Source organism: Kribbella sp. NPDC051586 (genome assembly GCF_044453965.1).
Lineage (GTDB): Bacteria > Actinomycetota > Actinomycetes > Propionibacteriales > Kribbellaceae > Kribbella.
Map to the genome: position 1 here is coordinate 781,335 of NZ_JBITDF010000002.1, position 24,166 is coordinate 805,500.

Here is a 24,166-nt window from a genome sequence, read left to right on the forward strand (position 1 = left end):
GGCACCCCGGGGGCGAGGTGGGCGGGGAGCGCGTGGGGTGAGGTCAGCGGGTGAGTGAGGTGACGTGGTCGATCAGGAGCTCGCGGAAGACGGTTGAGTCCCGCAGGTCGGGAGTGAAGACGGAGTCCACGGCGAGCAGCGCGTCAACGAGCTTCGCCGGGGCGGAGATGCCTGCGACGGCGGTCTTGAGGCGGTCGGCCTGGGGGTCGTCGAGGTCCGGGGTGCGGAGTACGTAGACCATCCAGGCGGCAACGGCGAGCGAGATGATCCTGGGCTCGGCGCCGGCCGTCAGGCGGTCGCGGACAGTGCCGAGCATCCGGACCGGCAGTTTGACCGAGCCGTCCATCGCGACCTGCCTGGTCCGGTGCTTCAGCGCCGGGTTCGCGAACCGCTCCAGCACACTCGCGCCGTACGCCGTCAGGTCGAGCCCGTCCGGCGGAGTCAGCGTCGGTACGACGTCATCGGTCATCAGCGCCCGCGAGAGTCCGGACAGCTCGTCGTCCCGGACCGCCTCGGCGATCGTCTCGTAGCCGCGCAACGCGCCGAGGTACGCGAGCATCGAGTGGGTGGCGTTGAGCATCCGCAGCTTGGCCTGCTCCCAGGGCGCGACGTCCGCGGTGAGCACCGCGCCGCCCTGCTCCCAGGCCGGGCGGTCGCCGGCGAAGTCGTTCTCGATCACCCATTGCAGGAAGGGCTCCGCGACCACCACGGCCTCGTCGCGGACGCCGAGCAACCGGGCCGCCTCGGCCCGGTCGTCCTCGGTCGTGGCCGGGACGATCCGGTCGACCATGCTGGCGGGGAACCGGGTCGCCTCGAACGTCTCCGGAACCTTGCCCAGGGCGTCGAAATAGTCGGTCACCAGCTTGCGCAGGAAGGGGCCGTTGGCAACCAGGTTGTCGCAGGAGACGATCGTCAGCGGCTCCTCGCGCCGGGCGATCCCGGCGGCCAGCTGACCGACGACGGTACGCGGCGGGCGCCCGGTGAGGTCGGCCTGGATCTCCGGGTCGTCCAGGTCGAGGCCGGCGCCGGCCGCGCGGTATCCCTTCTCCGTGACGGTCAACGTCACGACGGTCACCGCCGGGTCCGCGATCCGCTGGACCACCGCGTCCGGGTCCTCTGGGGCCGTCAGTACGTCGCGGATGCTGCCGATGACCTGGACCGTCGGATCGCCCGGTCCGCGCTCCAGGACGGAGTACAGCCCGTCCTGGGGTGCGAGCTGATCGCGGACCGTGGCGGAGCGCTGGCTGACGCCGGCGATCCCCCAGCGCGTCTCGCCGGTGGCGACCGCTGCCCGCTCGGTCACGACGGCCTGGTGGGCGCGGTGGAACGCACCCAGGCCGAGGTGCACCACGCCGACCGACAGCTCTCCTGGGTCGACCTCGGGGGCAACGGGAAGGTTGGCGAGACTCAGCCTGCTCGAATTCATTCGGAGGGTTCTTCCTTCACTCTGGCGACCAATTGGGTCGGGTTGACGAAGCGAAGCGCTACCACCAGGAGTACCAGCATCATCGCGGTGTAGATGACGGCCATCGCGTCGACGGACTGCTGCGCCCGGATCCCGGCCGCGGACATCGAGTAGTAGAGCGCGACGACGAGGGTCTGCGAATCCGGTCCGGCCGTGAGGAACGTCAGCTCGAACATGCCCACCGTACGAACCAGCACCAGGATCGCCGACGCCAGCAGGCCCGGGACGAGCAGCGGCGCGAGGATCTTCAGGAACACCGCGCGGGTGCCCGCGCCGAGCATCCGGGCCGCGTCCTCGATCCGCGGATCGACCTGCTCGATGAACGGCGTCATCGTGAGGATCACGAACGGCACCGACGGCACCAGGTTCGCGAGCACAACGCCGGACAGGTGCCCGGCGAACCCGAACTTGTAGAGCACGGTCGCGAGCGGAATGCCGTACGTGATCGGCGGCATCAGGATCGGCAGCAGGAAGGTCAGGTACACCAGCCGCTTGCCGGGGAAGTTCTTCCGGGCCAGCACGTACGCCGCCGGCGCTCCGACCAGGACCGACAGGACGACGACCAGCGCCGACACGAGCAGCGTGACGACGATGACGTGGAACAGCGTGAACTCGCGCCACGCCTCGCCGTACCACTGGGTGGTGAAACCGCTCGGGAACCAGGTGTCGAACCAGCGCCGGCCGAAGGAGCTGACCAGCACCGACAGGACCACGCCGGCCAGGTTGACGAAGAAGAACGCGACGACGGCCCAGATGACCCACCCCAGCGGGGTCTTCCCCTGCTTGAACCTCTGGCTCATCCCTTGCCTCCCGTCGATCCGGTGTAGAGCCGCGACCGCCACAGCAGCACGATCGCCACCACGACCAGCTCGACGACGCCCATCACCATCGCGATCGCCGACGCGTACGAGTAGTCGTACTGCTCGTACGCCGCTTGGTACGCCGCCAGCGAGATCACCCGCGTGGATCCGGCCGGATTGCCGACCAGCACCGCCGACGGGAAGACGGAGAACGCGAGTACGAATGTCAACAAAAAGGTTGTCGCCAATCCGGGTGCCAGCAACGGCAGCGTGATCCGGCGGAACCGCTGCGCCTTGGTGGCGCCGAGCGTCGCGGCGGCCCGCTCGAGGGTCGGGTCGATGCCGCTCAGGTACGACAGCACCAGCAGGAACGCGAACGGGAAGCCGGTGATGACGAGCGAGAAGAACACGCCCCAGTAGTTGTTGGTCAGGCGGATCGGATTGTCAACAATGTGCAGGTTGAGCAGCACCCGGTTGAACCAGCCGGTCGGCCCGAGGTAGTTCAGCAGGCCCTGCGCGGTCAGCACGGTCCCGAGCGTGATCGGTACGACGAGGATCGTCGTCAGCAGCCGCTTGCCGCGGAACCGCCCGCGCAGCCGGAAGGCGATCGGCACCGCGGCCAGCACGTTCAGCAGCGCCGCCGGGAGGGCGATCTTCAGCGTGGTCGCGATCGTGTCCCGCTGGTACGCGTCGCCGAAGAACTTGTGGTAGTTGGCAAGGACACCGCCGCCGTTCATCGGCTGGAACGACAGGCTCAGCCCGTACAGGAACGGGTACACGAACAGCAGTAGCACGAAGATCGTGGCCGGAAGCAACAACCACAGCCGCCGGTCGACGCCGCGCTCGGCCAGCCGGTGCTGCCAGGTCGTGCTCATGCGGGGTACACCAGGAGCCGCCCGGGCGTGACCGTCAGGGCCACCTGCTCCCCCGGCTCGACCCGCTGCTCGGTCCGCACGTGCAGCCTGACGTCGCCCTCGATCACCACTTCGACCGCTCGTTCACGACCTTGGTACTCGACGACCTCGACGAGTCCTTTCACGCCGTCGTCGCTGAGCTTGACATCCTCCGGTCGCACGGCTGCGATCACGTCGTCCCCCGGTGCGACAGCGCCCTGCGCGGAGCCGCGGATCGCCGTACCGCCGAGGTCGACCGTCACCTGGTCGCCGGCCATCTGGGACGCCTTCACGGGCAGCAGGTTGCGGTACCCCATGAAGTCGGCGACGTGCCAGGTCGACGGCTTCGTGTGCACCTCCTCGGGCGTGCCGAGCTGCTGCACCTTGCCCTGCCGCATGACGACCAGACGGTCGGCCATGCTGAGCGCCTCCTCCTGGTCGTGCGTCACGTACACGGTGGTGAGGCCGAGCGCCTGGTGCAGCCGGCGGATCTCGGTCCGCATCTCCAGCCGGAGCTTGGCGTCGAGGTTGCTCAGCGGCTCGTCCATCAGCACCAGCGACGGCTCGAGCACGGTCGCGCGGGCGATCGCCACCCGCTGCTGCTGACCACCGGACAGCTGGCCGGGCAGCTTGCTCGCGTGCTCGGTCAGCTGGACGGTCTCGATCGCCTCGCCGGTCCGCCGACGTACCTCGTCCTTCGGCAGGTGGCGCATGCGCAGGCCGAAGGCGATGTTGTCCCGGACGGTCAGGTGCGGGAACAGCGCGTAGTTCTGGAACACCATGCCGAAGCCGCGCTTCTCCGGCGGCAGCGTGTCGATCTGCTTGTCGTCCTGCCAGATCGCGCCGGCGGTCAGCGGCAGCAGGCCGGCCAGGCAGTTCAGCGCGGTCGACTTGCCGCACCCGGACGGCCCGAGCAGGGCGATGAACTCGCCCCGCTCGATGGTCAGGTCGAGGCCTGACAGTGCGTCCGCCGTACCGAACCGGCGGGTGACGCCCTCGAGCCGGAGCTGGCCGAACCCGCTCACTGGCCCTTCACCTTGCTGCCGCCGACCTCGCGGTCCCACTTGTCGAAGGCGGCGACCAGGGCCTTCGCGTCCAGCGGCACCTCGGTCGGATTGTCGGCAATCAGTTTGTCGTACTCCGGCCGCCCGTACTGCGTGATCGCGTCCTTGCTCTCCTGCGGCGCCTGCGACAGCTCGACGCCCTTGATCGCCGGACCCGGGTAGAAGTAGCCCTTGTCGTACGCCTTGGCCTGCTGCTCGGGCGTCAGCATGAACTGCAGCAGCTGCAGGATCGCGGCCTGCTTGTCGGTCGACACACCCTTCGGTACGACGGCGTAGTGCGCGTCGGTCACCCAGTGGAACCCGGTGATCGGGGTGATCGCGGCCTCCTTCGGCACCGTGCCGAGGACGCGCGGGTTGATGTCCCAGCCGGTCGTGCTCGCGATGATGTTCGCCGAGCCGTTGGCCAGCGCCTTCATCGTGTCGGCGGTCCCGGACGGGTAGAAGTCGACGTACTTGTTGAGCTCCTTGAGGTACGCCCAGGTCTTGTCCCAGCCGTTCACCGGGTCCTTCGGGTCCTTGTCGCCGAGGATGTACGGCAGGCCCATCAGGAACGTGCGGCCGGGACCGGAGTTGGCGGGCCGCGCGTACATGACCTTGCCCTTGTTGGCCTTGGCGTAGGCGAGCAGGTCGTCGGCGGTCTTCGGCGGCGTCGGGACCTTCGACGGCATGTACTCCAGGAGCGGGCCCGAGGGGTAGTACGTGACTGTGACGCCTTCCTTGCCGGCGAGCTCCTGCATCTTCGCCGCGGGCGCGAGGTAGTCCTTCATCCCGGGCAGCCGGTCGGAGTACTTCGTCAGCAGGTCGGTCCACAGACCCTGTTCGCGCCCGGCGGCGAGACCGTCGGTGCCGGTGAGGACCAGGTCGATGTCGACCCGGTTCGCGTTCTGCTGGGCCTTGATCTTGCCGGCCAGCTCAGGAGCGGGCGCCTTCGAGTACGTGACCTTCGAGATCACGTCGTGGTGCTGCTGGACGAAGTCGTCGATCATGGGTTGCGTCAGTTGCAGGTTGCCGGCGACGTCCAGGATGTTCAGCGTCACAGCCTTGGACGGCTTGTCCGGCACGTCGCCACCGCTGTCGGTGGCGGGTTTGTTCGGCGCCGGGGCGCCACAGGCGACCAGTACGGCGAACATGCCGGCGGCCGCGATCATTCTCCGCTGCAGGTGCATCGGGTGTCTCCTCTGGATCAAGGCGGGCCCGGCAGGCGAAACTTGGCCGGGTTGATCACCGTGAGGTTTCTAGTTGGGCGGTGCTGGTCCGGTGCTGTCCCGGACGATCAGTTCCCCGTGCAGTTCCCCGTGGGCGCCGGCCGAGCTGTCCGGGCCGGTGCTGCCCTCCGGGTCGTCGAGCATCGCGAGCAGCAGCTCGACGGCGATCCGGCCGGCCTCCTGCTTGGGCAGCCGGACCGTGGTCAGGGCCGGCCGGGCCATCCTCGACATCGCGATGTCGTCGACGCCGACCACGCTCAGGTCGCCGGGCACCGAGATGCCGCGCGAATGCAGGCGGGCCAGCAGGCCGATCGCGACCAGGTCGTTGTAGGCGACCACGGCGGTGGCGCCGGTGGCGACGACCTGGTCCGCGGCGGCCATGCCGCCCTCGTACGTCGGGGCGAAGTTGCCGACCGGGGCGAGCGTCGCGCGCAGTTCCTCGACCGCGTTGCGCAGACCGAAGCCGCGGTGCTGGGTCGACCAGGACGTGGCCGGACCCCCGACCCAGGCGATCCGGTGGTGGCCGAGGGCAACGAGATGGGCGACGGCCTGGCGCATGCCGCCCTCGTTGTCGTAGGTGATGGCGGTCAGTCCGGCGGCGGTGCGGTTGACGAGGACGACGGTGGTGTCCTGGGCGATCGCCGCCAGCTCCTCGTCGCTGGCCCGCGGCGAGCACAGCACGACTCCGTCGACCTGCTTGGACAGCGCGCGCACCAGGCCGGCCTCGGCCGCCGGATCCTCGTCGGTGTCCGCGACGAAGACGGCGACGTCGTGGCGGCGGGCACGTGCCTGCACGCCTTTGGTGACGCTGGAGAAGAACGGGTTCGCCAGATCGGGCACGACCAGACCGATGGTCCCGGTCCGCCCGGTGATCAGCCCACGAGCCGCCCGGTTGGGCTCATAACCCAACTGCTCCACCGCCGCCGCAACCCGCGCCCGCGTGGCCGCATTCACCATTCCCGGCAACGACAACGCCCGGGACACGGTCGACGGCGACACACCGGCCAACCGAGCCACATCCCGAATAGTCGCCGCCACGTCATCTCCATCACCCGATGCGAGTCCGGCTGGGAGCCAGATCCGGCCAGTTGCTTCCACTTCTTCCCCCGCCCCGAGCGAAGCGAGGGGCGGGGGAGTTGGTCCGGGTTGAGTCTGCAATCGGTTGCAGTTTGTGTCAAGCGGTCAGCTTGTGGACGGTTGCTTGTGCTGACAAGAACCGACTGCAATCCTTTGCAGGATACGTTTCAGCCCACCCATCGGAGGACCCATGCCGAAGGCCCTGCAGCCTCACCCGGACCGCGCTCTGCCGGCCGGCGAGGCGCGTGACGTCGCCCGCCGGATCCACGCCTCGACGAAGGACCTGCCGCTGCTCTGCCTGCACGGGCACGTCGACATCGGGCTGTTCGCCACCGACGCGCCGTTCGGCGATCCGGCCGAGCTGCTGGTCGTTCCCGACCACTACGTGACCCGGATGCTGGTCTCGCAGGGCATCTCCCCCGACAAGCTCGGACTCCCCCGCCGCGACGGCAAGCAGACCGCCGAGCCGCGCGAGATCTGGCGGGAGTTCTGCGCGAACTGGCACCTGTTCCTCGGCACCCCGAGCCGCTACTGGCTGGAGCACGAGTTCGCCGAGGTCCTCGGCCTCACCGTGCACCCCTCCGCGGAGAACGCCGACGAGCTGTACGACCAGATCACCGCCCGCCTCGCGGAGCCCGAGTTCCGCCCGCGGGCGCTGCTGGACCGCTTCAACATCGAGCTGATCTCCACCACCGACGCGGCAACCGACGACCTTGCACAGCACGCGAAGCTCGCGGCAGATCTGCCCGGCCGCGTCGTCCCGACCTTCCGCCCGGACGCCGTCGCACATCCCGATCGCGCCGGCTGGCCGGAGCTGGTGACGCGACTCGGCGCATTGGCCGACGTCGACACCTCGACGTACGGCGGGTTCCTGGACGCCATCCGCCAACGCCGGCGCGCATTCGTCGCCGCAGGTGCGCGGGCCACCGACCACGGCCACCTGAGCGCCGCCGCCGTGCCGCTGTCGGACGCGGAGGCAAGCCGGATCTACACCGGCGCGCTGAAGGGCGACGTGACGCCCGACGACGCAGCGGCCTTCGCGGGACACATGCTGTACCAGTCGGCGGTGATGTCGGCCGAGGACGGCTTGGTGATGCAGCTGCATCCCGGCGTACTGCGCGACCACGATCCGGCGATCTTCGCGACGTACGGACCGGACCAGGGGCACGACATCCCGGTGGCGACCGAGTTCACCCGGTCGTTGCGGCCGCTGCTCGAGCGGTTCGGGCACGCCGACGGCTTCCGGATCGTGCTGTTCACCGTCGACGAGACCGTGTACTCACGGGAGCTCGCGCCGCTGGCGGGCGTCTACCCGGCGGTGCGACTGGGTGCCCCGTGGTGGTTCCTGGACAGCCCCGACGGCATGCGGCGGTTCCGCGAGCTCGTGACCGAGACGGCGGGCTTCTACAACATGTCCGGCTTCGTGGACGACACCCGTGCGTACCTGTCGATCCCCGCCCGTCACGACCTGGCCCGCCGGATCGACGCCGGCTACCTCGCCAACCTCGTCGTGCAGCACCGCCTCGACGAGGACGACGCCTTCACCGTCGCGAAGGCGCTCGCCTACGACCTGGCGAAGGACACGTACCTCTAGAGCAGGTAGTCTCACGCAGATCTGTTCGCCGGGGGCGGGGACAGCACCGTCGGGTGTGTGAAGGGACCTGAATGAGGCGTGGGGTTGTCGTGGCCGTTGGTGCCGCGCTGCTAGTGGTGTCGGGCTGCTCGGACTCAACGAGTTCGAGCAGCCCCACGAAGTCACCTGACGCCACCACCACAGTCACCGTCCCCACCGCTCCCCCGACCGCGGCGGCCGCCGTACTCGGACCAACCGGCCCGAGTACGGCGAAGCCCTGCCAAGGCGCGAACATCCCGGTGGGCACCGATCCGCAGCCGATCATCGACGCGGCACCGCGGGGCACGACGTTCTGCTTCGCGAAGGGCGTCCACCGGATCACTCAACCGATCCAGCCGCACACCGGCGACACGCTCGGCGGCGTTCCTGGAGCGATCCTCAGCGGGTCCGTCCGGCTGACCGGCTGGAAGCAGTCCGGGGCCGCGTGGGTGGTGCAGGGTGTGCTGCCCGCGGCGTACCCGTTGAAGGGCCAGTGTGAGGACGACAAGACCAAGCCTTGCCAGCTCGGCGAGCAACTGTTCCTCGACAGCAAGCCCCTGACCCGCGTCATGAGCCGGAGCCAACTCAAGCCGGGCACGTTCTTCGGCGATTACAAGGCCAACACCGTGTGCCTCGGCGACGACCCGACCGGCCACGTGGTCGAGATGTCCAAGACCCAGACCGCGATCGACAAGTCCGCCGACGACGTCACCGTGACCGGCCTCACCGTCCAGCAGTTCGCGAGCCGTCCGCAGGCCGGCGCGCTGCAGGCCGGCCGCGGCTGGACAGTGACCGCGAACGAGGTCCGCTGGAACCACGCCGTCGGCATCATGGTCATCGAGGGCGACGACACCGTCGTCAGCCGCAACACCGTCGCCGACAACGGGCAGCTCGGCATCGGCCAGTACAAGTCGGCCGGCGTCAAGATCACCGCGAACCTGGTCACCCGCAACAACACCGACGGTTTCTGGATCGCGGACTGGGAGTCCGGCGGGATCAAGTCGACCCGGTCGTCCGGTGAGGTCAGCGGGAACGACATCATCGCGAACCGCGGCATCGGGATGTGGAGCGACATCGCGGAGTACGACCGCCGGATCACCGGGAACCGGATCCGGGACAACGCGGCCGACGGGATCCGGTACGAGATCAGCTACTCCGCGGTCATCGACCAGAACGTCGTCGAGCACAACGGATTCGGCACCGGCCGCGGGTCGGGCGGCACGCTCTGGGACGGCGGCGGCATCAACGTGAACACGTCGTCCGACGTACAGGTCCGCGGCAATCTGATCAAGGACAACCGCAACGCCCTGTCGATCCAGTCCCGCACCCGCGGCGACGGTCCGCGCGGCACCTATGTACTTCGCAACGTGCTCGTCGAAGGCAACCTGGTCGTGATGAGCGACGCCGCTGCGTCCCTCGGCGTGGTGGAGAACAAGCGCTCCCCGACGCAGCCCGGCGCGATCACGTTCCGCCGCAACAGCTACCAGGGCGCGGACCACTTCGCGTACCGGGGCAAGACGATGACCTGGTCCGAGTGGCAGCAGTCCGGCTTCGACCAGGACTCAGTGAGCAGCTGAGCTCGCCAGCTCTCGTCTTCGATGTCGTATTCGGTCCGCGTCGCAGATGGCGGCGGCGACCAGCAGGTGCACCGTCATCGAGGACAGGTCGGACAGGCCGCTCTCGTTGAGCGAGGCGGCGGTCACGTAGGCGAGCAGGAGAGCGCCACACGCCCGGATGTACGGAGTTGGCGCGCGGAGGACGGAGACCCACGCGAAGATCAGCGCGACCGCGACGATCGCGACGGCCAGCAGACCGGTCTCCCAGTAGAGCCCGAGCCAGCTGTTGTCGATCGCCATCACGTCGACGTCGCCCTCGCCACGGGTCAGCAGGACCCGCTTGTTGCCGAGGCCGTGGCCGATGATCGCGGTCTGCGTCGACACCTTCTCGTCCACGACCGCCTGCCAGCTCGTGGTCCGGCCGCTCAACGAGGTGATCTGCCGCGTGCCCTGACCGCGCAGCAGCCAGGTGTGCAACGAGCCGATGGTCATGAACGCGAGCCCGAGCAGGCCCGGCACCGCGAGGCACGCGATCCGGCCGAGCCACGTCTTGCGGGTGATGATCAACGCGATCACGAGCCCGAACGCGAGCGCGGCCGCCGACGTCCGCGTCCGGCTCGCCGCGATCAGCACGCCGCCCAGCCCGATCAGCGCGAGCGCAGGTAGCGGCGACAGCTTCCGGCAGACCAGCCCGATCAGCGCCAGCCCGAGCAGGACGGCCCCGACCTCACCGACCCGCGGCGGCAGCATCGGGATGATCACACCCTGCAGCCGGGACCCGGTGCCGAGCGAGCTCAGCGGCCGCCACGCCTGGCCCGGGTCATAAACCAAACTCAGCACGACGGTTGCCGCCAGCAACAGGTGGGCCCACAGGTGCACCCGGACCAGCCGCTCCGGCACCTGTACCAGTGGCCGCCACAGCAGGAAGACGAACACCAGCCCGATCAGGAACCTGGCCAACCGGGTCAACGGCCCCATCGGCTGGGCCAGCAGGAACGCGGTCGCACACGCGAACAGCACGTACATCACGTACAGCCAGCTGGCCGGATTCACCCGGGTCCGGAACCCCGGCTTGGTCGCCGCTAGCGCGACCAGGAAGACCACCCCGAGCAGCACGCCCTTCGCGATGCTGTTCGTCGACCCGGTGGTGCCCTGTGGCGCAGCGACCCGCGAGGACCACGGCTGGACGCCGAGCACGAACAGGCACCACAGCATCAGCCAGAACCAGGCCGGCCGCTCGATCTCGCCCTCGACCGTCCCCGGCACCGCCGGGGCCAGCCGATTCGCACGCGGGTAGGTGATCGACATCAGCGCATCGGCGGAGCCGAGTCCAGCGGCTTGTAGTTCAGCGGGATCCCGAGCGTCTCGTCCTGCGCCGAGGCGCCGATCAGCACGACGCCGAGAACCGGAGCGCCGGCGAACTGCAGCGCACCGGTCAGCCGGGCGACGTCCATCTCCTTGTCGAGACCGACCTGGACCACCAGCACGGACGCATCGACCGCGGCGGCCAGCGGCGTGATGCCGTGCCGTCCGACCGAGGCCGGCCCGTGGATGACGACGGAGTACCCGGGCGGGAGGTCCGCGACGATGCCCGGCACCAGCGAGGGGCCGACCGCCTCGGCGGTCTCCTCGTGGTTCAGGCCGGGCGGCAGCACGTAGAGATCGGCGACCGTGCCCGGGCGGAACAGCTTCCGGGCCCGGATCGCACGGGTCGCGGCCGGCTCCATCACCAGGTCGGTGAGTCCTTCGTGCCCGGTGAGGTGCGGCAACACCGGCGTACCTTCGATGTCGGCCAGGACCAGCAGGGTCTCGCGACCGTCACGGGCGTTCGCCTCGGCCATCGCGAGCGCGATGCCGGCCGAGTTCGGCGTCGGTGAGGCCGAGACCACCAGCAATGCTCCTGGGCCGCCGCCCGCGAAGGCGCGCGGGCTCAGCTCCCGGCGCGCCAGGGCGCCGCTGGCCTCGGCGCCCAGCGCAGTGATCTCGTACGGCGGGAGCTCCGGGGCGGACCGCTTCCAGAGCCGGCGCCGATGCCCCTCGGAGGCCGCGATGACCGGCGAGCTCGTCGCGCGCGCTGCCTGGTCCCGCGTCAGGATGTACGGCGTCAGGTGGGACCGCAGCAGCGCGAGACCGAAGCCGAGCACGAGGCCGAGGATGCCGCCGACCAAGATGTCGCGGGCAACGATCGGCGACGAGCTGGCGGTGTCGGTCGTTGCCGGCGTCACCAACTGGCTCCCGGCGCCGACCGTGGACAGCGCCTTCAGCATGGCCGCCGCGTCGTCCGCGGCCTGCCGGGCCTCGGTCGCCAGGCCGACGCGCTGGTCCCGCAGCGCGGCCGCGGTCTGGTTGTCGCCACGACCGACCGCTTCGTCGATCTGGCTGACCAGGCTGCGGGACTGCGTGGTCGCCGTCTTCGACCGGGCCTGCGCCTGCTCGGCCAGGTTGGTGAGCAGGGCCTTGGCCTCGGTGTTGCGCTGTGCCAGGTAGATCGAGGCGATCGCGTTCGCCCGGTCGACGGCCTTCTGCGCGGTCGGGCCGTCGGTGGTGACCAGGTAGGCGTTGTCGGTGACCGCCTTCACCCGGGTCACCGCGGCCAGGTCCTGGATCGTCTTGTCGTCGGTCGGCATACCGAGCTGCTTCACCACGGCGGCCAGCAGCGTCGGGCTTGCCATCACCCGGGCCTGCGTCTCGGCCGGCAGGTCCATACCGAGTGGGCCGGTCTTGTCGGCGCCGTCGGACAGCTTCCCGACCAGGGCCGGCGGCACGGCCGGGCCGATCACGAGCTGGCTCGAGGCGGTCCACCGGGTGGTCTGCGAGAGCGCGAACACGGAGGCGCCGAGCAGGCCGAGCACGATGCAGCCCAGGATCAGCCACTTCTGCCGTAGCAGAGACTGAGCGGTTTCCCGCCAGACCACGGTGCCCGGTTCCATTGCCTACCTCACGCTCCCTCGCCGACGCTCGGACGCCAGCGCCTCAGGATATAGGCACCGGAATGTGATCACAGCATCTCCTCCGGTGCCCTACTCTCTTCTCGGGGGAATCTGGGGTTTTCACTTTCATGTCCAAGGGGGGACATCGCAACATGACGAAGAGAAGGCTGTTCACGCGGCTGGGGATCGTGGGCACTCTGCTTGCCGGAGCGCTGGTGGTCGGGTTCGCGCCGCCCGCGCAGAGCATCGAGGCCTCACTGTCCGCGGTCTCGAGCTCGACCTGGCAGACCAATGCCAGCGTCCAGGGCATCGCGGTCGCCGCGGGCAAGGCGTACGCCGGAGGGCGTTTCACCAGCGTCCGGCCACCGGGCGCCGCCGCCGGCACCGGTGAGGTCGGCCAGGCGTACCTGGCCGCGTTCGACGCGAGCACCGGTGCGCTGGTCAGCTCGTTCAACCCGGTCCTGAACGGACAGGTCTACGCGGTCGCCGCCTCCGCGGACGGCTCGCGGATCTACGTGGGCGGCGACTTCACCACGGTCAACGGCCAGACCCGGAACCGGATCGCCGCCTTCGACACCGCCACCGGTGCCCTGGTGACGAACTGGAAGCCGTCGGTGTCCTACCGGGTCAAGTCGATCGCGGTCTCCGGCACGACGGTGTACTTCGGCGGCTCGTTCGGCCTGGTCAACAACCTGACCCGCAACCGGCTCGCCGCGGTCACCGACACCGGCACGCTGTTGCCCTGGGCCCCCTCGGTGAACGGCGACGTGTACGCCGTCGACGTGGCCGACGACGCGTCCAAGGTGTACGCCGGCGGCCAGTTCAGCACGGTCAACGGCACCAACCAGAACACGGTGACCAGCCTCGACCCGGTGAGCGGCGCCGTACTGCCCTTCCCCGGCGCTTCCGCCGTGCCGCCGCCGAACGGGTCGTGCACGACCCGGGTGAAGACGATCGACGCCAGCGGCGACACCGTGTACTTCGGGAACGGCGGTGACGGCGGCGGCTGCTTCGACGGGACCTGGGCGGCCGACATCGCGACCAACACGCTCAAGTGGAAGAACCAGTGCCTCGGCGCGACCGAAGCGGTCAAGGTCGTCAACGGCTGGCTGTACAAGGGCTCGCACGCCCACGACTGCGCCAACCAGGGCGCCGGCGGCTTCCCGCAGGGCTTCGACTACCGCTTCCTGCTGAGCGAGAAGCTGACCGACGGGTCGCTCGGCCCGTGGTTCCCGAACACCGACGCCGACCCGAACAGCGCCACCAACGTCGGCCCGCTGGCGTTCGCGACCAGCGGCAACGACCTGTGGGCCGGCGGCGACTTCCTGCATGTCAACGGCGTCGCGCAGCAGGGTCTGACCCACTTCACCAACGCGGCCCCGGGTGCGGCGCCGGCCAAGCCGGCCAAACTGCTCCCGTACAGCGTCCAGCCGGGTGCCGTGCAGATCCACTTCCCGACCGTGGTCGACAACGACGACAGCACGCTGACCTACCGGCTGCTGAAGGGGTTCAGCAACACCACGATCGCAACGTGGACGGCCAAGTCCACGCCGTGGAGCCAGCCGTGGCTGAGCTACACCGACACCTCGTCGGCGCCCGGTGAGGTCACCAACTACCGCGTCGAGGTCACCGACGGCAGTACGACGATCCGTGGCAACTACTCCGACCCGATCACGGTCGCCTCGACCGCATCGACGGCGTACGACCAGATCGTCGAGTCCGACGGGCCGCAGGCGTACTGGCGACTCGGTGAGGCGGCCGGTACGACGACGTCGGTCGACTCCTCCGGTCAGAGCAACAACGGCACGTTCACCGGCGTGACGCTGGGCGGCGCCGGTGCGATCGCCGGCAACACGGCGATGACGACCAGCTCGAGCACCGGCCGGATGGCCGGCGAGAAGGCGTACAGCTTCCCGCAGCAGTTCACCGTCGAGGCCTGGGTCAAGCAGAGCGGCGTCGGCCGCGGCGGCCGGATCATCGGCTTCGGCAACTCCAAGACCGGGAACAGCGGCGGTGGCGGCGACCGGATGCTGTACATGCGGACCAACGGCTCGATCGTCTTCGGCGTCAACGACGGCGCCCAGCGGACGCTCACCAGCCCGTCCGGCGAGAACGACGGTCAGTGGCACCACGTGGTCGGCACCTACGACAACGGCATGATGAAGCTGTACGTCGACGGTGTCCTCAGCGGCAGTGCGCTGGTGGGTTCGGCGTCGGTGTACTACGGCTGGTGGCGGGTCGGCTACGACCTGACCAACTCGTGGCCCGGCGGTGGAGCGACCCAGACCGGGATGGGACTCGACGAGGCGGCGGTCTACCCGTACGCACTCACGCCGGTACAGGTCCAGTCCCACTTTGCCGCGAAGTGAACTGCGCGATCCAAGTGAAAATGCCGCTTTCTGCAAGGTTTGGCACAAACCTATAACGCGGTTGGGAGGCCCGCTTCCGGTGGGCCTCCCACAGCGGTAATGTCCGCCGCTGGTGCGTGATGAGGCACGCACTGTTCGGCCCCCGCCTGTCGAAGGACATAAATGAAGAAGTTAGTGCTGGCCCTTGTCACCGGTGCGGCTGTTCTGGCCGCGGCGTTGATCCCCTCCGGACCGCCGGTGGAGGCGGCGACTCCGGGCTTCGCCTCCGCGGTTTCCGCGATCAAGCAGACCTCGTGGCAGACCAACAACAGCGTCAACGCGCTGGCCATCGCCGGGAACACGGTGTTCGCCGGCGGTCTGTTCACCAGGCTCCGGCAGCCGGGAATGGCGTCGGGTCAGGCACCTGAGACACTCCGCAGCTACGTCGCCGCGTTCGACCGGACGACCGGGAAGCCGACCGCGTTCGCGCCGACCGTGAACGGTCCGGTCTACGCCATCGCCACCAGCCCCGACGGCAAGTGGGTGGTGATCGGCGGCGACTTCACCATGGTGAACGGCCTGCGGCGCAGCAAGATCGCGATGTTCAGCGTCGCGACCGGCAAGATCGTGCAGGCCTGGGACCCGGTGGTCGCGGCCCGCGTGAAGGCCCTGGCCATCTACGGCAACAGCGTGTTCATCGGCGGCGCGTTCGGCAAGATCGACGGCGCGGTCCGCAACCGGCTCGGCGCGGTCCGGCTGATCCAGGGCGACGTCCTGCCGTGGAACCCGAACGCCAACAACGACGTGTACGCGATCGACGTGTCCGACAACGGCACCCGGGTGTTCGTCGGCGGTCCGTTCAGCACGATCAACGGCAAGGACCACTACTCGCTGGCGATGCTGAACAACACCACCGGTGCGGCCTTCGCCTTCCCGGCCGCGGCCGCGATCCCGAAGCCGACCGCGACCTGCACGACGCGGGTCAAGGACATCGACACGCTCGGCGACAAGGTCTTCGTGTCCAACGGCGGTGATGGCGGGGGCTGTTACGACGGAGTGCTGGCGGCGCAGGTCTCGACCGGCCAACTGCTGTGGCAGAACAAGTGTCTGGGTGCGACCGAGGCGATCAAGGCGATCGGCAACTGGGTCTACAAGGGCTCGCACGCGCACGACTGCTCCTCGACGCCCAACGGCTTCGGCAACGGCTCCGGGACGCACTACCTGCTGGTCGAGAGCGGGATCAACGGCAACCTCGGGCCTTGGTTCCCGAACACCGACTCGAACCCGAAGAGCACCACGCAGGTCGGTCCGCTGGCGATGGCCGGCGGCGACACCGACCTGTGGGTCGGCGGCGACTTCCTGCACGTGAACGGCACGATCCAGGTGGGCATCACCCGGTTCACGAACGCCGCCGGTGGCGCGGCTCCCGCCGTACCGAAGGCGCCGACGCTGGCCGCGACGACGTCCGGCCGGGTGTACGTGACGTACTCCGACGTGTACGACCTGGACAACCTCACGCTGACGTACAACGTGTTCCGGGGCTCGCTGAACGTCGGGTCGAACGCCTACACGTCGTACTTCTGGCAGGCGCGGAAGAGCTACCAGGTGGTGGATCGCGGCCTCAAGCGCGGCTCGACGTACTCGTATCACATCGAGGTGCACGACGGGCGCAACATCATGAAGGGCGCCACCGCGAGCGTGAAGATCCCTTAGTTCGAAGGGTTCGCAGCGGCGGCGCGGCGATGGGCGGCGATGGCTCGGTGCGCCTCGTTCCACCACAGCAGCAACGTGGTGAACGAGGCGCCGGCCAGCCCCCACGCCGCGCCCTTCGGTCCCCAGAGGAAGGCGCCGCCGACGCCGCAGGTGATCAGGATGACCGACGAGATCAGGCGGACCCGCAGACCGCGCGTGGCGGCGGTGAGGGCTCGCATGATGGCGAAGGCGCCCGCGTTCGAGGCGCCGAGCGCCTGCAGCAGGATGACCGGGATCAGGACGGTGTGAGCCTGCGTCCACACGCCCGGGCCGAGCAGCTCACGGCCGACGACGGCCGGTAGCAGCAGGAAGACAGCACCCCAGGCCAGTGCGCCGGCTCCGACGCCGAACGAGATGGCCAGACCCACGAGCCACAGCCGGCGGTACGAATGCCGCAACGCGCGGGCGGCCTCGGGTACGGAGATCATCCGGATGCCCTGGTTCAGCACGTTGACCGGGCCTAGCAGGACCTGCGCGCCGCGGATGCCCGCGGTGGCCACCAGACCGGCTGCGGCGGTGATGCCGAGCATGTAGACCTGGATCGTGCCCGAGACCGCGAGCATCTCCCCCACGTACTTCGGGCTCAGGTCCCAGTTCCGCTGCACCCATTCACGGATCAGTTGCCGGCGTGGTGCCACGCCGGCCTGGAAGCGGCCGGCGATCGCGGCGATGACCGCACCGAGCCCCCAGCCGAACGTGAGGCTGAACGCCGACGTCGTACCGGTCAGGTAGAGGCCGCCGAAGATCGCGAGCATCGCCAGCAACCAGATCAGATCGTTGACGAACGCCTTGTTGCCCTCGCCCACGACGAAGAACGCCCAGCGCCAGGCATCCTGCAGCAGAAGGCCAGGCATCGTCACCGCGAACGCGATCAGCACTCCCTTGGACGGAACGCCCGGGAACGCCGCGATCGCCAGGCCGGCCACCATCGCCAGGAGGCCTGTCAGCAGTGCGGTTGCCGTACTCGCCCGTACGGCGCGCTGCCACTCGGGCGTGCGATCGCCGGAGTGGCGGACGGCGAGGGGCTCGGTGGAGACCGCCCGGGACACGTTGAGCGCGATCGTGTACCCGCCGAAGGCCAGCGCGTAGACACCGAAGTCGGCGACCGTGCTCGAGCGCGCGACGACGACCCCGACCGCCAGGTTGCTGAGACTCGACAGCGCCTGGTCGGCCAAACCCCAACTGGCGCGACCGGCCGGTCCGGCCAGCCGACGCAGCTTCGGCCGCCGGAACTTCACCGGCTCACTCTAGAGCGGACGTGGAGGATGACGGAGGATGCCCAGGAGGAAACGCGGAATGCCCAGCACGTAGCGCTTCCACAGCCGACGCGGCTCCTTGTACAGCCGGTAGCTCCACTCCAGCCCCGCGCGCTGCATCCACAGCGGGGCGCGGTCCAGCCGGCCGGTGTGGAAGTCGAACGCCGCGCCGACGCCGATCAGGATCGGCGCATTCAGCCGGTCGCGGTGGTCGGCCATCCAGCGCTCCTGCTTCGGCGCGCCGAGCCCGACCCAGATGATGTCCGGACGCGCCTCGTTCATCCGGGCGACCGCGGCCGCGTCCTCGGCGCCGGTCAGCTGCCGGTACGGCGGGCACTCCGTGCCGACGACCTTCAACGCCGGGTGGCGCTCCTGGAAGACGCCCCGCAGCTCCTCGGCCACGCCCTCGGCGCCGCCGTAGAAGTACTGCGTCCAGCCGCGCTCGGCCGCCTCGGCCATGACCCGCTCGAGCAGGTCCGGCCCGGCGACCCGGTCCATCTGCTCGAACCCGGCCTTCCTGCCCGCCCAGACCAGCGGCATGCCGTCCGGAACCGTCAGCCCGGCGGTGTTGTAGACCTCGGTCAGCCGCTCGTCGGCGCGCGCGTGCAGCAGCGCGTTCATGTCGGTGACGCAGACCAGCTCGCGGGCGTCGTGGTCGATCCAGCGGGCGAACGTCTCGATCGTGTGGTCCAGGTTGGTGATGCTGACATGGATGCCCAGGACATCGACCCGCTCGGCCACAGCCGACACAGCCGACACAGCCGATTCGGTTGACCCAGCCGACCCAGTTGCCGCCGCGGTCTGCATATCGGTCATCAGTCAGTCCTCCGGGGTCAGCGCGGCGAGATCCGCGTCGACCATGATCTGAACCAGCTCCGGCACGTGCACCTGGGCCTTCCAACCCAGCTCGGTCATCGCCTTGGACGCGTCACCGACCAGCGAGTCCACCTCGGTGGGCCGCTCGTAGCGCCGGTCGTAGTCGACGTAGGACTCCCAGTCCAGCCCGACATGGTGGAAGGCCAGCGAGACGAAGTCCTTGACCGAGTACGACGTGCCGGTCGCGATCACGTAGTCCGCCGGGGTGTCGTGCTGCAGCATCCGCCACATGCCCTCGACGTACTCCGGGGCGTAGCCCCAGTCGCGGCAGGCGTCCAGATTGCCCAGATACAAGCGATCCTGGCGACCCAGCTTGATCGCGGCGACCGCGCGGGTGATCTTCCGCGTCACGAACGTCTCGCCCCGGCGCGGCGACTCGTGGTTGAACAGGATCCCGTTCACCGCGAACATGTCGTACGCCTCGCGGTAGTTCCGGGTCATCCAGTAGCCGTAGAGCTTGGCGGCGCCGTACGGCGAGCGCGGGTAGAACGGGGTGTCCTCGTTCTGCGGCGGGGGTGTCGCGCCGAACATCTCCGAGCTCGACGCCTGGTAGAACCGGCAGTCCAGCCCGATCATCCGGATCGCCTCGAGCAGCCGCGTCGTACCCATCCCGGTGGTGTCACCGGTGTACTCCGGCTCGTCGAAGCTCACCCGCACATGCGACTGCGCGGCCAGGTGGTACACCTCGGCCGGCTGGATCGATGCCAGCAGCGTGACGAGTCGCGACCCGTCGGTCAGATCGCCGTAGTGCAGGAACAGCCGCTTGTCCTTGGCGTGCGGATCCTCGTACAGGTGGTCGATCCGCTTGGTGTTGAACGTCGACGCCCGCCGGATCAGACCGTGTACTTCGTAGCCCTTGGCCAGCAGCAACTCGGCCAGGTACGAGCCGTCCTGGCCGGTGATCCCGGTAACGAAGGCTTTCTTCATGAGTGGTTCTCCACATACCAGCGGTAGGTGGCGGCCACACCGTCTTCGAGGTCGATGGACGGCTTCCAGCCCAGCGCCAGCAGCCGGCTCACGTCGAGCAGCTTGCGCGGGGTGCCGTCCGGCTTGGACAGATCGTTGCTCAGGGCACCGGTGTAGCCGATGACACGGGCGACCAGCTCGGCCAGCTCACGGATCGACACGTCCGCGCCGACGCCGACGTTGATCGGCTCCGGCGCGTCGTAGTGCTCCAGCAGGTGCAGGCACGCGTCGGCCAGGTCGTCCACGTGCAGGAACTCGCGCCGCGGCGTACCGCTCCCCCACAACACGACCTCAGGTGCATCCGACTCGCGCGCCTCGTGGAAGCGCCGGATCAGCGCCGGCAGGACATGCGACGACGTCGGGTCGAAGTTGTCGTTCGGACCGTACAGATTGGTCGGCATCGCCGAGATCCAGCGCAGGCCGTACTGCCGGCGGACGGCCTGGACCTGCATGATGCCGGCGATCTTCGCGATCGCGTACGCGTCGTTGGTCGGCTCGAGCTCGCCGGTCAGCAGGCTCGACTCGCGGATCGGCTGCTCGGCGTACTTCGGGTAGATGCACGACGATCCGAGGAACAACAGCCGCGGCGTTCGCACCTCGAGGGCCGCGTCCATCAGATTCACCTGGATGCGCAGGTTGTCGCTGAGGAACTCGGTCGGGTGGTCGCGGTTCGCCAGGATGCCACCGACCCGCGCCGCCGCGTCGATCACCACCGCAGGCTTGTGCTCTGCCATGAAGGCGAACGTCGCATCGCGATCCCGCAGGTCCAGCTCCGACGACGACGCACCGATCAGCTGCGTGCAACCGGCCGCCTCGAGCCGGCGCCAGATGGCCGAGCCGACGAGGCCGCGGTGGCCCGCGACGTACACAGGTGCCTGAAGGTCCATGTCAGTACGCTCCCGCGCCGTAGATCACCGCGCGCACGGTCTTCCAGAGGATCAGCAGATCCAGGGTCATCGACCAGTTGTCGACGTAGCGCAGGTCGAGCCGGACCGACTCGTCCCAGGACAGATCGCTGCGGCCGCTCACCTGCCACAGACCGGTCAGGCCCGGCTTCACCAGCATCCGCCGCGAGTCGTCGGCGGCGTACAGCGCGACCTCTTCGGCCAGCGGCGGCCGCGGGCCGACCAGCGACATGTCGCCGCGCAGCACGTTGAACAACTGCGGCAACTCGTCGACCGAGAACCGCCGGATCCACCGGCCGAGCGGCGTCATCCGCGGATCGTCACGCATCTTGAAGATCACGCCGTTGCCGTCGCTCAGCGCATACAGATCACCCAGCCGCTGCTCGGCGTCGGAGTACATGCTGCGGAACTTCAGCATCGTGAACTCGACGCCCCCGCGACCGATCCGCTGCTGCCGGAACAGCACCGGCCCCGGGCTGGACACCTTGACCGCGAGCGCGAGACCGACCAGCAGCGGCGACAGTACGGCGATGAAGCCGAGGGCAACGGTCCGGTCGAAGACCGCCTTCATCAGATGCGGTCCGCCGCTGACCGACGGCCGCTCCAGGTGCAGCAACGACAGGCCGGCGACCGGGCGGACCGAGATCCGCGGACCGGCGACCTCGATGATGCCGGGCGAGACGATCAACTCGATGCCGCGCTGCTCCAGCGCCCACGACAGACGGCGCAGCGACTGGCCGACCAGCTCCGGATCGGTCGAGATCGCGACCACGTCGACCGCGTGCCGGTCAGCGGCGGCCAGGATGTCCGGCTCGTCCAGTTCGTCGGGCTGCAGGGGACCGTTGTTGTGTCCGTCGCCGCGGGGACGGCAGGTCGCCACGACGCGGAACCCGTCGGTCGGACGGCTCTCGAGGTGCTCGCACAGCGTCGCGGCCGGGCCACTGCGCCCGACCACGAGAACCCTGTGCATGCAGCGTCCTCTGACCCGGTGCCGGTGCAGGTCCTTCCGCAGCGCGTATCGCAGCAGCAGCGCGGAGACCACCATCACGGGGATCGCCAGCACCACGAAGCCGCGGGCGATCTCGGTCTTGGTCACGTACGACGTCATGGCGACGGCGGCCGTCAGCCCGACACCGGAGCGCATCAGCGAGCGGAACTCGTCCGGCCCGGCGCCGAAGTACCGCGGGTCGTAGCCCTTCGACAGGGCGACGATGCCGACCCAGGCAGGAGGCAGCAGACTGCTCACGACCAGGTAGCTCGGGCCGACTTGGTAACCGAACCTGGTCAGCAGTGCGATCGAGACGCCGAGCATCGCGGCCAGCAGGTCACCGCCGACAGCGGCCCAGCGGTACACCCCGACCCAGCGCGGCTCGGTCGACCGCGACGGCAGCGGAACGATCGCCGGGACCTCGTGCGGCACGACCCAGAGCGGTCCGTGCCCGTCCATACGGCCGGGCGCCTCAGCTCCGCTCACACCAGTCCCTCGGTCTCACGTTGCGGCCACTCGGACACGCTCCGTGCCCGGCGCTACTCGCGGCTAGCCGTCCCCAGAATTCACCCGCGCGTCGGCGTCGAGTCACCGAAGATTACTACGCACCACGGGCCGCGGCGACCACCAGGCCACCTTCCTTGTGGAGAACTTGCATTGTGAGCCGTGAACAGGTTGCTTCATCACGAAATGATCAAGAAAACAAGGCAGTCCGGCCGGCGTCGCGCTGACGCCGGCCGGACGAAAACTTGACGACTGGTCAGACCGTCGCGTGACTCGGGGTGTCGTACTCCGCGACCACCTCGGCCGGGATGTGCTCGAGGTCGCTCACCCGCAGGTAGTCGCCCATCGTCGTACCCGTGCACTCGGAGTCGATGTTCGGCGCCGACCGCCCGTCCACCGCGTCGCCGAGGTGCACGGTGCGCAGGTCGATGCTGAAGCGGGTCCGTCCCGAGGTGTTCGGCACGCTGGAGTGCAGCTGCGCCCCGGAGAACAGGATGATCCCGCCCGGCTTGCAGATCGGCCGGATCTGCGGCACCAGCTCGACGTCCTCCTCCGGCACCGGCTGAACGCGGGTGTCGGTGCCGATCTGGGTCGCGGCGATCTTCCGGCTGGTCGCGTTCCACTCGGCGTAGTTGTAGACGCGGGAGCTGTTCTTCACCGGCGTCTGCCAGTACCGCGGGTGGAACGCCAGCCCGTTGTCGTCGCTGATCGGGAAGATCGGCAGCCACCAGTTCAGCTGGGTGAACGGCGCGGAGTACCAGGTGTCGCGGTGCGGGTGGAACGCGAACGCGATGCCCGTGGTCAGGTAGTCGTCCGACGTCGAGCTGCGCATCCGCGGCACGTCGAAGTACACCTGCTCCGGGTCGCAGCCGAAGTCGACCAGCATCTCCTGGATCAGCCGCTTCGACTCCGGGTGGTGGATGAAGCGCGGCTTCAGCTCGGCGAGCAGCGCCGCGTACTCCTCGACGGCCATGTCGAACTGCGCCGTCTCCGGGTCCAGCGGGTGGAAGGCCTGCCGGGCCAGCTCACCGGCGAACTCGATCAGCGCCAGCGTCGACGGACGCGGTGAGTAGACGAACAGGTCGCCGTCGTACAGCTTCTGCCTACGCTCGTCGTCGCTGAACTCTGCGTCGACATAAATGGAATGCATGATGGAACTCCCCCTCTTGTGAAAGTCAGTGCGCTGATCCCTCGGCGTGCAGCGCGGGTAGATCTTGCAGCCGCCAGACGGCCAGCTGGCTCGGGTCGACGTCGCCGCCGTCGGACATGCTCGCGACCGGCTCCGGGAAGTTGAACGGCGGCAGCGTGAAGTTCAGGCGCCGCCACTGCCGGCCGGTGAACTGGTTGCGGTTGTGCTTGATCTCCGGATACGTGTTCAGCAACAGCCAGGTCGCCCCGGTCCGTTTGAAGTTCTCCAGGATCTGCGTGGTGTCCTCGTACGAGACGTGCACGAGGCAGTCCCGGCACAGGATCGCGTCGACCTTCGGCAACGGGTCGCTGGTCAGATCCGCGACGGTGAACTCGCGGCCGGCACCGCCGTAGCGCTGCTGGTTCGCCTCGATCACCCCAGGAACGATGTCGGCACCGTAGTACTGATCGATACCCAGCTCCACGTGCCGCATCCAGTTCCAGTCCCCGCACGGCGCGTCGAGCAACGAGTTGACGCCCAGCTCTGCCAGCAGCGCGGGCAGCCGCTCCCGGATCGTCTCCGTCGCGCGCAACTCGGAGCCCGTCCCGGATCCTGACTCCTCGCTGCCCCAGGCGGCGGAATCGTAGATGTCGGCGAAGACCTCCTGTCGCGACTTCATCCGCCACCGCAGCCTGTGCAGGCCCGGCAGGCGCGACATCGGGCTCGCCAGCCGTTTCACCGCCGCTGCGCGGATCCGGCCAGGATCGGCCGCCAGCTGTGCCAGCCTCGAGTTTCCCTTTGCCATTTCTCCCCCACTGTTGTCGACAGCCATGTCTGGTG

19 protein-coding genes are annotated in these 24,166 nt (G+C 69.0%); 4 read left to right on the forward strand and 15 right to left on the reverse strand.

Annotation, left to right across the window (positions count from 1 at the left end; genetic code table 11):
* Positions 1 to 43: 43 nt before the first annotated feature.
* From ACIA58_RS14120 to ACIA58_RS14145, 6 genes are all read right to left on the reverse strand, one after another.
* A complete protein-coding gene (locus ACIA58_RS14120) occupies positions 44 to 1,426 on the reverse strand; it encodes a mannitol dehydrogenase family protein (protein ID WP_396404043.1) in 1,383 nt (460 codons plus the stop codon).
* Positions 1,423 to 2,265, reverse strand: coding sequence for an ABC transporter permease (locus tag ACIA58_RS14125; protein ID WP_396404044.1), 843 nt, complete (start codon positions 2,263 to 2,265; stop codon positions 1,423 to 1,425). The genes ACIA58_RS14120 and ACIA58_RS14125 overlap by 4 nt, the downstream gene beginning before the upstream one ends.
* On the reverse strand, positions 2,262 to 3,140 hold the full coding sequence (locus ACIA58_RS14130; protein ID WP_396404045.1) for an ABC transporter permease: 879 nt from the start codon (positions 3,138 to 3,140) through the stop codon (positions 2,262 to 2,264). The genes ACIA58_RS14125 and ACIA58_RS14130 overlap by 4 nt, the downstream gene beginning before the upstream one ends.
* Positions 3,137 to 4,183 (reverse strand): ABC transporter ATP-binding protein, encoded by a 1,047-nt coding sequence (locus ACIA58_RS14135; protein ID WP_396404046.1) that lies wholly within the window; start codon positions 4,181 to 4,183, stop codon positions 3,137 to 3,139. The genes ACIA58_RS14130 and ACIA58_RS14135 overlap by 4 nt, the downstream gene beginning before the upstream one ends.
* Positions 4,180 to 5,388 (reverse strand): ABC transporter substrate-binding protein, encoded by a 1,209-nt coding sequence (locus ACIA58_RS14140; protein WP_396404047.1) that lies wholly within the window; start codon positions 5,386 to 5,388, stop codon positions 4,180 to 4,182. The genes ACIA58_RS14135 and ACIA58_RS14140 overlap by 4 nt, the downstream gene beginning before the upstream one ends.
* A 69-nt stretch (positions 5,389 to 5,457) precedes the next feature.
* A complete protein-coding gene (locus ACIA58_RS14145) occupies positions 5,458 to 6,465 on the reverse strand; it encodes a LacI family DNA-binding transcriptional regulator (RefSeq protein ID WP_396404048.1) in 1,008 nt (335 codons plus the stop codon).
* Between the two features lie 229 nt (positions 6,466 to 6,694).
* On the opposite strand from ACIA58_RS14145, the gene uxaC reads away from it, so the two are divergent.
* On the forward strand, positions 6,695 to 8,098 hold the full coding sequence (uxaC, locus tag ACIA58_RS14150) for a glucuronate isomerase (protein WP_396404049.1): 1,404 nt from the start codon (positions 6,695 to 6,697) through the stop codon (positions 8,096 to 8,098).
* Between the two features lie 71 nt (positions 8,099 to 8,169).
* Complete coding sequence (locus tag ACIA58_RS14155) at positions 8,170 to 9,693, forward strand: right-handed parallel beta-helix repeat-containing protein (protein WP_396404050.1); 1,524 nt, start codon at positions 8,170 to 8,172, stop codon at positions 9,691 to 9,693.
* Here the strand turns inward: ACIA58_RS14155 and ACIA58_RS14160 are convergent.
* Together ACIA58_RS14160 and ACIA58_RS14165 are read right to left on the reverse strand one after the other, a co-directional pair.
* Positions 9,679 to 10,980: an O-antigen ligase family protein gene (locus ACIA58_RS14160; RefSeq protein ID WP_396404051.1), complete on the reverse strand. Its 1,302-nt coding sequence runs from the start codon at positions 10,978 to 10,980 to the stop codon at positions 9,679 to 9,681. The genes ACIA58_RS14155 and ACIA58_RS14160 overlap by 15 nt on opposite strands.
* A complete protein-coding gene (locus tag ACIA58_RS14165; RefSeq protein ID WP_396404052.1) occupies positions 10,980 to 12,602 on the reverse strand; it encodes a Wzz/FepE/Etk N-terminal domain-containing protein in 1,623 nt (540 codons plus the stop codon). Before ACIA58_RS14165 ends, ACIA58_RS14160 begins: the two co-directional genes overlap by 1 nt.
* A gap of 152 nt (positions 12,603 to 12,754) precedes the next feature.
* Here ACIA58_RS14165 and ACIA58_RS14170 point away from each other — a divergent pair, with 152 nt between their 5' ends.
* Positions 12,755 to 14,971 (forward strand): LamG-like jellyroll fold domain-containing protein, encoded by a 2,217-nt coding sequence (locus ACIA58_RS14170; RefSeq protein ID WP_396404053.1) that lies wholly within the window; start codon positions 12,755 to 12,757, stop codon positions 14,969 to 14,971.
* Positions 14,972 to 15,133: 162 nt separating this feature from the next.
* The gene (locus tag ACIA58_RS14175; RefSeq protein ID WP_396404054.1) at positions 15,134 to 16,663 is read left to right on the forward strand and encodes a fibronectin type III domain-containing protein; all 1,530 of its coding nucleotides are present in this window, start codon (positions 15,134 to 15,136) and stop codon (positions 16,661 to 16,663) included.
* Here the strand turns inward: ACIA58_RS14175 and ACIA58_RS14180 are convergent.
* From ACIA58_RS14180 to ACIA58_RS14210, 7 genes are all read right to left on the reverse strand, one after another.
* The gene (locus tag ACIA58_RS14180) at positions 16,660 to 17,940 is read right to left on the reverse strand and encodes a hypothetical protein (protein WP_396404055.1); all 1,281 of its coding nucleotides are present in this window, start codon (positions 17,938 to 17,940) and stop codon (positions 16,660 to 16,662) included. The genes ACIA58_RS14175 and ACIA58_RS14180 overlap by 4 nt on opposite strands.
* A gap of 9 nt (positions 17,941 to 17,949) precedes the next feature.
* Positions 17,950 to 18,774, reverse strand: a complete 825-nt coding sequence (locus tag ACIA58_RS14185; protein WP_396404056.1) for a WecB/TagA/CpsF family glycosyltransferase — start codon at positions 18,772 to 18,774, stop codon at positions 17,950 to 17,952.
* Positions 18,775 to 18,777: 3 nt separating this feature from the next.
* Entirely contained in the window at positions 18,778 to 19,761 is a 984-nt protein-coding gene (gene gmd, locus ACIA58_RS14190) for a GDP-mannose 4,6-dehydratase (RefSeq protein WP_396404057.1), read from the reverse strand.
* Complete coding sequence (locus ACIA58_RS14195; RefSeq protein WP_396404058.1) at positions 19,758 to 20,687, reverse strand: GDP-L-fucose synthase family protein; 930 nt, start codon at positions 20,685 to 20,687, stop codon at positions 19,758 to 19,760. The genes gmd and ACIA58_RS14195 overlap by 4 nt, the downstream gene beginning before the upstream one ends.
* A gap of 1 nt (position 20,688) precedes the next feature.
* On the reverse strand, positions 20,689 to 22,179 hold the full coding sequence (locus ACIA58_RS14200; protein ID WP_396404059.1) for a sugar transferase: 1,491 nt from the start codon (positions 22,177 to 22,179) through the stop codon (positions 20,689 to 20,691).
* 274 nt (positions 22,180 to 22,453) lie between these two features.
* Positions 22,454 to 23,347 (reverse strand): hypothetical protein, encoded by an 894-nt coding sequence (locus ACIA58_RS14205; protein WP_396404060.1) that lies wholly within the window; start codon positions 23,345 to 23,347, stop codon positions 22,454 to 22,456.
* A 25-nt stretch (positions 23,348 to 23,372) separates the two neighbouring features.
* The gene (locus ACIA58_RS14210; protein WP_396404061.1) at positions 23,373 to 24,131 is read right to left on the reverse strand and encodes a class I SAM-dependent methyltransferase; all 759 of its coding nucleotides are present in this window, start codon (positions 24,129 to 24,131) and stop codon (positions 23,373 to 23,375) included.
* Positions 24,132 to 24,166: the final 35 nt, after the last annotated feature.